Annotated in this window: 9 protein-coding genes; all 9 read right to left on the reverse strand. The window is 46.9% G+C overall.

The features are described 5' to 3' along the window. Window positions 1-151: 151 nt before the first annotated feature. Window positions 152-712 carry a VOC family protein gene (locus ACTNDI_RS12215; protein ID WP_441101258.1) on the reverse strand — a complete coding sequence of 187 codons (561 nt, stop codon included), beginning with the start codon at window positions 710-712 and terminating at the stop codon, window positions 152-154. Window position 713: 1 nt separating this feature from the next. After that, complete coding sequence (locus tag ACTNDI_RS12220) at window positions 714-1,853, reverse strand: Gfo/Idh/MocA family protein (protein WP_441101259.1); 1,140 nt, start codon at window positions 1,851-1,853, stop codon at window positions 714-716. 26 nt (window positions 1,854-1,879) lie between these two features. Beyond that, window positions 1,880-3,226 carry a glycoside hydrolase family 1 protein gene (locus ACTNDI_RS12225; RefSeq protein ID WP_441101260.1) on the reverse strand — a complete coding sequence of 449 codons (1,347 nt, stop codon included), beginning with the start codon at window positions 3,224-3,226 and terminating at the stop codon, window positions 1,880-1,882. Between the two features lie 122 nt (window positions 3,227-3,348). Further along, a complete protein-coding gene (locus ACTNDI_RS12230; protein WP_441101261.1) occupies window positions 3,349-4,752 on the reverse strand; it encodes a glycoside hydrolase family 1 protein in 1,404 nt (467 codons plus the stop codon). 152 nt (window positions 4,753-4,904) lie between these two features. Beyond that, window positions 4,905-6,023, reverse strand: coding sequence for a hypothetical protein (locus ACTNDI_RS12235; protein ID WP_441101262.1), 1,119 nt, complete (start codon window positions 6,021-6,023; stop codon window positions 4,905-4,907). A gap of 214 nt (window positions 6,024-6,237) precedes the next feature. Beyond that, the gene (locus tag ACTNDI_RS12240; protein ID WP_441101263.1) at window positions 6,238-8,775 is read right to left on the reverse strand and encodes an alpha-L-rhamnosidase-related protein; all 2,538 of its coding nucleotides are present in this window, start codon (window positions 8,773-8,775) and stop codon (window positions 6,238-6,240) included. Between the two features lie 115 nt (window positions 8,776-8,890). Beyond that, a complete protein-coding gene (locus tag ACTNDI_RS12245) occupies window positions 8,891-9,874 on the reverse strand; it encodes an ROK family protein (RefSeq protein ID WP_441101264.1) in 984 nt (327 codons plus the stop codon). 209 nt (window positions 9,875-10,083) lie between these two features. Next, a complete protein-coding gene (locus ACTNDI_RS12250; RefSeq protein WP_441101265.1) occupies window positions 10,084-11,187 on the reverse strand; it encodes a helix-turn-helix transcriptional regulator in 1,104 nt (367 codons plus the stop codon). 353 nt (window positions 11,188-11,540) lie between these two features. Next, window positions 11,541-12,236, reverse strand: a complete 696-nt coding sequence (rplA, locus tag ACTNDI_RS12255) for a 50S ribosomal protein L1 (protein WP_441101266.1) — start codon at window positions 12,234-12,236, stop codon at window positions 11,541-11,543. Window positions 12,237-12,295 lie beyond the last annotated feature (59 nt).

Raw genomic sequence — 12,295 nt, forward strand, 5'->3', positions numbered from 1 at the left:
TCCTTCAGACCTCACCTCACGATGACGCCCTTGCTTTCAGCTGCATCCTTCCCACTGCCGGGCGGATCAGGGACTCTCACCCATTAGAACGTGCGCCCGCCGGGCACACCGTAAATAAAGCAGGAGCAGTAAAAACTGCCCCTGCTTTTCTTTATGCCATTCCTATACTTTTAAAAAATTCTGATAATGTCATATCATTTGGCATCTCCCTGCCAATACGCTGCATACTCAGATCCGTATATTCAATTAATTCCATTCGATTTCCATCAGGATCCTGCAGCCACATTGCTTTAGTTCTGTCAATATTTGCAGCCGGTGCTAAATATACCGAATCCTCTCCACCTTTTGCCAACACTTCCTCATAGAACTTTTGAACATCATCCACAGTATGTGCAAAATGAGTAAAATTCAAATCTGTTTGTTCACAGGGCACATGCGGTATATTGGCTCCTATCGTGTTGAATAATTCTATAAAATTACCTGGCGCATCCTGAAACTCCATGTAGACAATCCAAGGCACATCCTTATTTTCCTCAAGAAAGGAAAGTCGATCCTTGTCCATTGCCTCAAGCATTTCCTGATTATCCGGGATCATATCGCCGTAAAATATAGTAAACTTCTCTTTACAATTAAGGAATGTTTCATACCATTTTTTTGATTTTTCAAGATTCTTGCAATTAAAACCGAGATGCATATTGGGATTTATGATCATATTATTTTACCCTCAAAGCACTTTCTTCTGTATCTGTTGGAATGGAAAGCGGGAGACATCTAGTGCATGTAGATGCCACATGAACTCTAAGTCCATCTTTATCGCTTGATTCCTTCATTCTTTCCTCGATTTCAAGCACATGCAGACATCTCTCAGCATTTACACGAGGTTCTCTGCCCTCAATCCGAGCCCATACCATATCCGCAAGTCCAACGCCTCGACTATTTGTCTTAAATGCATATGGATCTTCGATTACTGTAACCTTTTGATTTTCAGCATCCTCTGGCGCAGTCGTATTTTCATAGATGCTTATTTCACCATTAAACCAGTCTGGGCAGGCAAGATACAGAATTCCCTTATTGCCATAAATTGCAAAATATGTTCGATCATAATAACAGCTGTCGCAATTAACTGAGAGCGTACCAGTGATTCCATTTTCCATTTCAAGAATTGAGTATACCTGACTCTCATTAGGAGTTTCCACTATTGTCCCTTTTGTCTCAGAAGGAGGAAAATTATCAATGTGACGTTTGTATGGTGCCTTGACATTCGCCGAAACTGTGGCCACCGGTCCTAACAGGTTAATCAGTACTGTCAGGTAATAACACACATAATCATAGAGTACTCCGCCACCTGGACCATTCAAATAGCGCATCGCTGGAAGCATCTTGTCATTATCCCGATTTCCTATCATTGCAAAAGAAGTTATACGTCCTAATCTTCCACTATCAATGATATGACGTGCATTTTGTACCCAGCTGGCAAAGAATGTATCTGGGGCAGAGCCAATCATCAGGTTCTTTTCCTGAGCCAGCATAATGAGCTCCTGAGCCTCAATTACATTCATCGTAAATGTTTTTTCCGTATAAAAATGCTTTCCCGCCAAAAGTGCTCTTTTCATGAGCTCGTAGTGAGCGACTGGTGGTGTCAGGTTCAGGATAATATCAATAGAATCGTCTTCCATCAGTTCGTCTATGGTACATCCCTTTACCCCATACTCTTCTGCTACTGCTTTTGCCTTCTCAATTTTTCTATCAGCAATTGCAGCAAGTTCCAGAACAGAAAAACGCGAGGAAATATTATCAATATAAACTCGACATATCATTCCTGTTCCAATGACACCTACTCTTGATTTTTCCATAGTAGTCATCCACCTTTGTCGTAAAATTATTCTTCGAATCCGTTATCTCTTGTTACTGCAGAATACCACTTCGCACTCTTCTTGGGGCTGCATTCAAGAGTCTCGTAATCTGTATAATAGACTCCATAACGTGCACAGTAGCCTGCTGACCACTCGAAGTTGTCCATCAGAGACCAGAGATAGTATCCTCTTAAATCAATTCCTTCCTCAATTGCTTTGTGAGCCCATTTAAGTACCTGTTTCACATAATCAATTCTAAGATCATCGTTCATGTTCGCTTCTTTTCCATCTGCATTATCATAAGGAAAACCATTTTCTGTGATATAAATTGGAATATTGATCTTGTATTTATCAACCAACATGTGAAGTACATCACAAACCGCTTCTGGATGGCTTTCCGGTCTGTCCTGATAATTACCGCCACCCTGCTTTTTCGCTTCTTCCTGCTCCTTTAATTTCACAGCATCATCATACAATCCGTTATAGAAATTTAATCCATAGAAATCTAATGGCTGATTGATCGTTTCAAAATCTCCATCCTGGATATCCGGTGTCAGTCCATTCTTTTCAAAATATTCCATAAGGACCTCTGAATATCCACCTAAAAACAGTGGATTAAGAAACATACCAAAGCCTTTGATCTCATTATTTTCGATTACAAGCTTCTCGTCCTCTTCTTTTCCAGGATTAGCCGGATAATGTTTCCACACATCCACAACGATTCCGATTTTCGAATTCATAAATCCATATGTTCTGAAAAGTTTTACAACTTCTCCATGGCAAATAAGCAGATTATGCAGTGCCTGACGTGCATACTTCTCATCATGAAGTCCAGGCGCAAAAAATCCCTGTGAGTAACCTACATAGGTAGCAATTGGCTCATTAAAAGTAACCCAGAAATCAACATCCTCTCCAAAGTTATCAAGTAAAACCCTGGCATATTCTGTGAACCACTTTACGATTTCTCGATTACCAAAGCCGCCTTTTAATTGCAGCTGATATGGCAGATCCCAATGATACATTGTAGCATTAGGTTTTATTCCATTTTCACGAAGTAATGCAATCAGATTTTTATAATAGGCAATTCCAGCCTCATTAACTTTTCCTGTACCATCTGGCATGATACGAGACCATGAAAAAGAAAAACGATAAGAGTTAACCCCAAGCTCCTTAAGCATTTCAACATCACGCTCATATCTATGATAGGAATCACAGGCCACCTCAGGAACTCCACCATGTTTTATAGAACCCGGTATTCTTGAGAAAACATCCCATATAGACAAACCACGACCATCTTCATTCGCGCCACCTTCAATCTGCGCCGCTGCTGTCGCAACACCCCACGTAAAATTCTCTGGGAACTGATAATACATTTTTTACCTCCCACTATCTTTATAAACATATTATGCAATAAACGGTCACTGTCCGTAAGTAAGCGGTAAACCTCCAGTACCTGTTGTACCTAGCTAGTACATTGAATAACAAAGAGGACTTCTTATAGTTCCTGTCCATTCGTTTCAATCACATGCTGATACCAGTAAAAGCTCTTCTTTCGATACCGCTCCAGAGTTCCGCTTCCGTCATTGTTCCTGTCTACATAGATGAAGCCGTAGCGTTTTCTCATCTCGGCAGTAGAAGCGCTTACCAGATCGATGCATCCCCAAGCGGTATATCCCATGACAGGAACCCCGTCCGCAATGGCCTCGCCGACCTGTTTGAGATGCTCTCTCATATAATCAATCCGATAGTCATCATATACAGTCCTTGTACCGTCCGGAAGTTCCACCAGCTCATCCGCTGCCCCAAGTCCATTTTCTACGATGAAGAGCGGCTTCTGATACTTATCCCAGAAATCATTCAACACATATCGCAGTCCCTGCGGATCAATCTGCCATCCCCACTCGCTGGACTTCAGATACGGGTTTGGAACACCTCCTAGCAGATTTCCCTCTCCCCGTTTATTCTTCTTCGGATCCGCTGTGGCACAAACACTGACATAGTAGCTGAAGGAGATGAAGTCCACGGTATTCCGCAGCGCCTGCTCATCGTCTTCATCCATATGGATATAAATTTTATGATCGTGAAAATAACGCTTCGCATAACCCGGATATTCACCTCTTGCGTGAACCGCCAGGAACATCTCATTCAGATGATTCTGCTCCATCGAGCAAATGACATCCGAGGGATCCGGCGTCAGCGGATAGATCGGCATAGCCAGAACCATACATCCGATCTGAAACTCCGGATTAATTTCATGCCCCAGCTTTGTCGCAAGCGCGCTCGCAACGAGCTCATGGTGGATCGCCTGATAGAGGTCAGACTCTGAAAGATCTTCCCTGGAAGCTGGAATGCCGCCGCTCATAAACGGCGACTCCAAAATCGAATTGATTTCGTTAAAGGTCAACCAGTACTTTACCTTATCCTTATACCTGGTGAAGATTGTTTCCGCGTAGCGGAGATAGAAATCGATCAGCTTCCGGTTCGTCCACCCGTGATACTTTTCTGCCAGATACAGCGGGGTTTCATAATGAGAAATCGTCACCATCGGTTCAATCCCATACCGCCTGCAGGTGTCAAAGAGATCATCGTAGAACTGCAGGCCCTTTTCATTCGGCTCCTCCTCATCTCCGTGCGGAAAGATCCGACTCCAGGCGATGGAGGTTCGAAAAATCTTGAAGCCCATCTCTGCAAACATCCGGATATCATCCTTATAGCGATGATAAAAATCAATGCCTTCCAGCTTCAGGTTGTTCTCTGTCGGTATGGCTGTTCTCGGTCCCTTCAGCCCGTGCGGCAGCACATCCTGGATAGAAAGTCCCTTCCCATCCTCATTATATGCGCCCTCCAGCTGATTTGCAGCGACAGCTCCTCCCCACAGGAAATTTTCCGGAAAATTCATGGCTGTTATCCTCCCGATTTTTTATATTATCTGCTCTTAACCCCATAGCCGCTTACACACAACGGACAAGGCCAGGATTTCTCAGAGTTCTGACGCTCAAGCATCATGTAAAACATTAATATGCAGCTGATCCATTTTCATCTCCTCTACCCTTACCGCTGTACCAGTCTCCCGGTTCTCGCATCTCTGGAAAATTTCGACAGATGTTCCCAGAGAATCTCTCCAAACATAGAAGACGGCCAATGCACCATTCCTTCGATGGCGACCGTCTCGAACATACACTGCCCGTCCGGCCTCTGATTGTACCCGAACAGATAGCGCCGATCGTTGTAGACTTTCTCCTCTTCTGCCTCAAACCGGATCCCCGTCATCCGCTCAATGTCGTTTTTCTGTTCCCCCGGCAGCGGGAAAGCTGCTGCGTCACATCCGGCTGCACGACGCAGATTGTTATAGGAAATCATTTTATCTTCCGGCTTTAACGGAATCACACCGTCCTTTGCTTCCCCGCCCGGTTCACGACGGATCGGAAGAAGTCCGAGCATTTCATGCTCACCCATGACAAGTGAAATCGCGATGCCAAGATTCCTGGCTTTCTCTACCATGTCATCTGTCAGATGATAGGCCTCATACCACTGACCGTCAAGGTCATGTGCGGCAACATCGTTAGCAAAAAGCATGCCTCCCATACCGATTCCCGCAAAAATCTCGGGATGTGCAAGCCCGAGTCTGGAAGCAGAAAAACCGCCAAAGCTATATCCCATCAGGTAGACACGGCTCCAGTCAACCGGAAAGACGTTTTTTGCGATCTCCAGAAGTCTGCGAATAGATTCCCAGTTTTCGTTCTCCGGTGCAATCACGATGCATTCTTCTCTTGCCGCTACCTGAATGATGCCATAGCTCTCGGTCATCTGTATCGGATTGTGGGCGCCGTGCAGACAAAAAATCAACGGATATCTCCGATCCTTGTCAGAAACTGCAGACAGCGGAACAAACGAGGACCACTTTTCGAACCCTTCCTCATGTACCTCTTTATGAAGTCCTTTTTCATAATGCTCCCAATACCGGATCTCTTCTTCCGAATCCTCTGGCATTGACATGATAGACAGCCGCTGATCGATAACCTCACCGTCTTTGGAAAGAGCCAGCACATCTCCAACCGCCGGATCATCACTCATTAAACGAAGCAGCCCCGCAGTCCCGAGTCCTTCTTCACTCTTACTATTTTCAACATCCTCTTTTCTAAGCCCCAGATGATCATCTCTATCTGACATGGTGTATTTCTCCTTTTTCGTATGCTATCTGCCTGCATCGTTCCCGTTAAATGCCCATACCCCGCAAGCTGGACCGTAAATATAACAAACCAATTGCCACCTTGATTCGCACCTTTCGCAGCTGCCGCATATATTCGCATTCCCGCAGCCTTTTACATTTGCATCTTATCACTCTTTTAGTGCGTCTTATGACGTTATTTTGCCTTTCCTGTTCCTATATTGCCCGGTGATTTGAATATACCTGAGCTTCCATGTCTTTGATCCCTTCCGGCACTTCAGCCTTGATGTCCAATGTACCGTCAGTGTTCTTCTTCCATGCAACATGAACCGTCCCTCGCGGCGTAACCACGTCTCCGGACGCCGATTTCAGATATCCCGCCATCGGCGCGATACGGATACTTTCGAAGCCGGGTGTGGCAGGACGGACACCGAGCACCACTGCAGGCAGCTCATAGAGAATCAGCGAAGCCCATCCGTGGCAGTCGGATCTTCCGTCTGTTCCGTTCTCCACACAGGTGCTCATATGCTCCCACACCATCTTTCTCCAGAGGTCCCATAGATCCTCTGTCTTCTCATACCAGCCGGTGATTTCCAGCGCTCGGAACAAATAGAACATATAAGATACAGATGCCTGCGGCAATTTCGGATTTCCGACCGTCAGTTCCAGCATTTTCCGCCCCTCCTCAGGGGTGACAAGTCCGGTAAGCACCGCAAATACCTGTGTATGAACCGAATAATCCTCAATACCAGGCCCGTCCTGAACCAGACAGATCTCTGCATTCTTCCCCCACCCGCCATCCGAAGAAGTCCTCTCCTGTTCGGGCTTTCCATCAAAGCCGGCAGCTGCTTCCTGTGCACCCTTTCCGTCAGCACAGACCGCCTCCGAATAAGACCCCATCGCATGCTTCCGTATCGACTGAAGCACTGCTTCCGCACGGCCGCGGTATTCCGTTCCTATTTCCCTCCTTCCCACAAAATCTGACATCTCCGCCGCTTTCTGCAATCCGTATGCGTAAAGGAGACTCTCTATGGTAAGCTGCCCGCTTCCCTTATACGTCGCAGAAGGCACTCCCATCGTCGCATTCCATTCCTTTGTCCAGTCTACAAAGGACCAGTATCTCGAATCCATCAGTGAGCCGCCCATCTTTCCCACCATACCATTCGACGCAAGATTCCGCTCAAAGCAGCCAAGAAGCTGATCAATCGCATTCCAGTTCTCCTGGACCAGCGTGCGGTCTCCGAAATACATCATGTGATCATATACCATCAACAGATAATAGATGGAAAATCCCGGGATCACATTGCTCTTCTGAGCCGGTGCGGAAGCGTTGATCATGCCGTCCGGCCTCTGGGAACGCCTAAACGCCTCAATTGCCTGACGGGCAAGCCGGTCATCCGCGGAAACCGCATAGGTGTATAAAATTTCCTCGCGGCTGTCCATCGCGTACTGCAGCTGCTCGTAAAAAGGGCAATCCATATAGGTGTCACGCATACAACGTTCCAACGTCCGCAGACTGATCTCCCAGATTGGCACAAGTGAGGGATCCGATGAGGCAACTGCGGTCTGAACCTCCAGGGGATATCCGGTCTCCCGATACGAGAAATCCAGAAAATCCAGCCCCTCTTCTCCGGTCTCGATCTTCAGCTGTATAAACCGGAAGGTACGGTACCAGAACGGTTCGTAGGTCTCCGGTTTTTCAAGTGTCCCATACCCGGCTATACCATAGACCGAAGTATGTCCGTAAAGTCTCCCATTCACGGAATCCGTCCGGTCTCCTTTTCTGGGATTCGCAGGAATCCCGTCCGCCGATACCGCATCCTCCGGCGGATACGCGTAACACTCCGAACACAGCGTCTTTATTACCGCTCCCTTTCCTCCGGAAAAACAGTAATTCAAAAATCCACACTGTTCCGTCTCGGCGCTGACCTCGACGACTGCCCTGCTGTGCGCTGGTATATGCACGGCGCCCCTTCCCGCCAGCATCTCTTCCCAGGCATCCCGAACAGCAGCTTTTGTCTCCTTCGAAGCGTCTCCGGAAATCTCACGCACCTCCTTGATCCCGGCAAAGCGTGTCTCCTTGTATTTTAAATACGGAACCGTCCTTTTTACCAGATTTCCGGGCGCGTCGCTCTTGGGGATTTCCATGCCGCCCCTTACAAGCACTCCCGGCCACGCACTGTCATCGTATCCGGCCTGCTTCCAGCCTGCGACATCTGCTGTCGCCGCTACTATCTCCTGCGCATGAATCGGCGCAGGCATAGATTCTTCATCCACAACTCTGATTCCCCGGTTTATCAGACATCTCCACCCTCCGGCACCCGCTCCCACGTTATTCTCTTCCGCACATCCTTTTCCTTCACATGCTCCGATCTGCTCCAAATATAAGTGAGGAATCGGAGAACGCAGCAGACTGTCATTGCTCACAGGAACGCCAAAGGAGAGATTCGGCTCCGGATAACGGAGCACCTCAACTGCCAATATGTTTTGACCCACCTTCAGATAAGGCGCCAGCTCCGCCTCGTCCACAAACCACTCCTTCAGATCCATCGCTTTCTGCGGTCCATCCTGCACAAAGATACCATTCACATACAATTTATAGTGTGAATCAGCAGAAATCCGTATCCGCAAAGAAGCCGGAACCTTTCTGGCCTCCAGATCCATTTTCCTGCGAAAATAAACGATCTCCGCTCTCCTGTCGTCCTCTGCCTGCCAGTCCGGAGTCCAGACCCAGTTTGTCCCATTATTTCCCATTCATTTCCTCCTGAGTTAAAAATTATTCTTCTTTCCTTTTTCTGCAGACTGATCTTCCATTAGAAAACAAACTTTTTTCACATCATTCCACGCAATCACTGACTGCTATCCGGCCTCAGCCGAGCAGAAGTGCCCGGAGATATTCTCCCTCCCGTCGATTTTTTACCAGATCAAGCAGTTCCCGCACCCGTTCCGGACGGATTTCCTCCTCCTGTGCTCTCAAGTGTACATAGAGCGCGCCGATCAGGTTCGAATCATTGAAAAACTGGCAGTTCGTAATCTCAGCAACTGGAACCGGATACGGATACACCTTCGATAACGACCGTAGCTCTTCCCGGATCAGCTGCAGCAACAGTGGCTGTTCACTTACGCCACCTCCGATCGCTATTTTTTCCGGGTCAAAGATAAACTGAAGATTATTGATCTGGACAGCCAGCGTCCGCGCGTACTGACGGATGCACGCAAGCGCCTCCTGTTCCCCGCAGTTAGCTCTGGAAAAAATCATCTCTCCGGTGAGCTCTGTTTCAGAAATTCCAAGTCGGTCAGATGCCAGATGAATCAGCGCCGGCATACCACCGTTCACCGCGAATATTTGATCCCTATCGTCCGCTTCCTTCCCGTTTGTCAAAATATAGCTGAATTCTCCCGCCATGCAGTTCTTGCCCTTCAGAACCTTACGGTCTACGACGACCGCACCGCCAATTGCTGTCCCGATAATCAATGCAATAGAATTACTGCATTCCGAAAGTGCACCCTTCCATACTTCTGCAAGCCCTGCACATCTCGCATCATTCTCCACCGTTACCGGCACGTGACATCGATGCTCCAGAATCTCTACCAGGTTGATATTCTTGATAATAAAGAGAGACCCACCGTTATACATAAAACCTGTCTCGCTGTCGATCATTCCAGCGGAACTTATTGCAATCCCACTTACTTCTTCCGTTGATTCATAAATCCAGACCAGCATTTCAATAAAGCTCTCCAGATCTGATTTTACCGTTTCGATCTTGTCCTTTGAATAAAATCTGCACGACTCATCCATGACCGCATATTTTGTATAAGTACCGCCGATATCAATGACCAGATATTTTTTCATCTCTCCCACCTTCTTCTAACGGAGCTGCCCGCGGTACTCCCGAAATAAAAAAAACCTGCCGCAGGCTCAGAATTTTAACATCTATAGTGTATCCGATACCCACAGCAGGCGTTTATATTATTTTGTCTTTTCTATACTTAACTTGAACGATAAAAGATTCCTGAAAATTCACGCAGAAACTTTCCAATTCTACAAAGGCGTAATCTATTTCAGAACTCCTTTGGCTTATAAACTTCACGATACTCCCGCGGTGTCATATTCTTGTATCTCAGAAACATTTTTCCAAAATAACTCTGTGAAGGAAAATTTACATAGTCACTGATCGTAGAAATACTTTCATTGGAAAATCTCAGAAGATTTGCCGCATGTTCTATGCGTATTCGAACGATATAATCCTGAAGTGTCACTCCCATTTCCCTTGCGAACAGGCGGGAAAGGTATGACGGACTGATTCCAAGCTCCGACGCAATCTTTGTCAGATAAATCTTATTTCTATAATTTTTATTCACATAGTCACAACATCGTTCAACATAACTGGACCTTTTTCTTTTCATAAGACGATCATGTACCTTTGTCGTAATCTCACGAACGGCCCGATTGCGCATAGCGATCAGTGTGGAAACATCGTTGCATGCATCCAGCTTCTGAAGAAAATCATCACTCATTTGATAGGCTTCTGCCGGCGAGAGTCCTCCATCAATCGCTGCTCGGACTGATAGAGCAATCGCCACCGTAGCCAGCTTCCGGCACTGCTCCGTTTCATTTTTTGACATCATCCCGATCTCTGCATCCATCCGGGCGTTCATGCCGAGGGCTTCCTCGACGCGCCCCTCCCGCACACAATCCAAAAGTTTTCGCTCCTCCATGTAAGTATGATGCGCAGCTTCCTCCATCACATCCTGCCGCTCCAGCCTCTTCTTTTTTTCTGCGGTCAACTCCGAATCATCCCGGATTGCATTCGCGTCAAGAATCTCCTCGTCCGTATATGTATGACCGGTTAGTTCAGCCGCTATGATCTCAACACACGCCAGCAATCGTGGAAGAGGAAGATACGGAATCTGCTTCTCCATGCCCTTGCGCATTCCCATATCAAAATAGAAACGATGCACCTCTATACGGTTTAAATGCTCTGTCGAAACAGGCCCCAAAAAGCAGAAGGAATCCCCGCCGCCAGCACATGCGAACATTACCTTATGCACATCCCGCCCGATCAGGGGTACCTGTTGACTTTGCGCCGTCTGAATCAGCCTCTGCCTGAATTCCTTCGTATCCCGAATCGGGTAAAAATCTTCTGTACCGGCACTGAAGATCATTTCTCCCTTCTTATACAAAGAGATACTCACACCGGTAAGCTGAAAACATTTTGATAATATAAACACAAGCTTGTCCATGACTCTTCCCCTGAAACCTCGAATGTATTTCCGATTTTCTTTTTGCAACGAGATAAAACACGCTGTGCGAGTTTTATCTCGCTATCGCGACGCTCGCCGCAGACGAATACTTCGCATTCGGCTGCGGCTCACAGTTCGCGTAAAAAAAATCCGGCCACTATGGCCGGATTCTAGCAGGAACGTGCCGCGAAAGCAATTTGTGCAGACCGCATTCGCAGACAGACGTTCCTTATATACAGCTTTCAAAAAAGCCCTCACATAATTTTGCGACGAAATTATGCGCTTACCTTGATCGGGTTGATCTTCACGCCCGGTCCCATTGTAGGAGCAACGGAAACGGATTTCAGATACTGGCCCTTCAGTGCGGCAGGTCTGGCTTTGTTAATAGCTGCCATCAGTGTCTGGAAGTTGTCATTCAGCTGTTCTTCCGTAAAGGAAGCTTTACCAATTACAACGTGAATGATATTTGCCTTGTCAAGACGGTACTCAACTTTACCTGCTTTGATATCGTTGATTGCCTTTGTTACATCCATGGTAACTGTTCCGGCCTTCGGGTTCGGCATTAAGCCCTTCGGTCCGAGGATACGGCCCAGACGTCCTACAACACCCATCATATCCGGTGTCGCAACAACAACGTCAAAATCAAGCCATCCTTCGTTCTGGATCTTCGGAACCAGATCCATATCGCCTACAAAATCAGCGCCGGCAGCCTTAGCCTCATCAGCCTTTGCTCCCTTTGCGAATACAAGTACACGAACGCTCTTGCCGGTTCCGTGAGGAAGTACAACAGCTCCACGTACCTGCTGATCCGCGTGACGTCCGTCACAACCTGTACGGATATGTACTTCAATTGTCTCATCAAACTTAGCTACTGCAGATTTTTTTGCAAGGGCAATTGCCTCTGCCGGATCATACAGATTTGCGCGGTCAATAGCTTTTGCAGCTTCTGCGTATTTCTTTCCGTGTTTCATTTTAAAAATACCTCCTGTGGTAGTTGCGGGATTTTCCCTCCCACGATTTGTGTCCGTCC

Source organism: Bilifractor sp. HCP3S3_D3 (assembly GCF_052063915.1).
Lineage (GTDB): Bacteria > Bacillota > Clostridia > Lachnospirales > Lachnospiraceae > Bilifractor.

Excerpts from the sequence above, each read along its gene's own strand:
- ACTNDI_RS12215 (WP_441101258.1), bottom strand. The coding sequence starts at position 712 with ATGATCATAAATCCCAATATGCATCTCGGTTTTAATTGCAAGAATCTT.
- ACTNDI_RS12220 (WP_441101259.1), bottom strand. The coding sequence starts at position 1,853 with ATGGAAAAATCAAGAGTAGGTGTCATTGGAACAGGAATGATATGTCGA.
- ACTNDI_RS12225 (WP_441101260.1), bottom strand. The coding sequence starts at position 3,226 with ATGTATTATCAGTTCCCAGAGAATTTTACGTGGGGTGTTGCGACAGCA.
- ACTNDI_RS12230 (WP_441101261.1), bottom strand. The coding sequence starts at position 4,752 with ATGAATTTTCCGGAAAATTTCCTGTGGGGAGGAGCTGTCGCTGCAAAT.
- ACTNDI_RS12235 (WP_441101262.1), bottom strand. The coding sequence starts at position 6,023 with ATGTCAGATAGAGATGATCATCTGGGGCTTAGAAAAGAGGATGTTGAA.
- ACTNDI_RS12240 (WP_441101263.1), bottom strand. The coding sequence starts at position 8,775 with ATGGGAAATAATGGGACAAACTGGGTCTGGACTCCGGACTGGCAGGCA.
- ACTNDI_RS12245 (WP_441101264.1), bottom strand. The coding sequence starts at position 9,874 with ATGAAAAAATATCTGGTCATTGATATCGGCGGTACTTATACAAAATAT.
- ACTNDI_RS12250 (WP_441101265.1), bottom strand. The coding sequence starts at position 11,187 with ATGATCTTCAGTGCCGGTACAGAAGATTTTTACCCGATTCGGGATACG.
- rplA (WP_441101266.1), bottom strand. The coding sequence starts at position 12,236 with ATGAAACACGGAAAGAAATACGCAGAAGCTGCAAAAGCTATTGACCGC.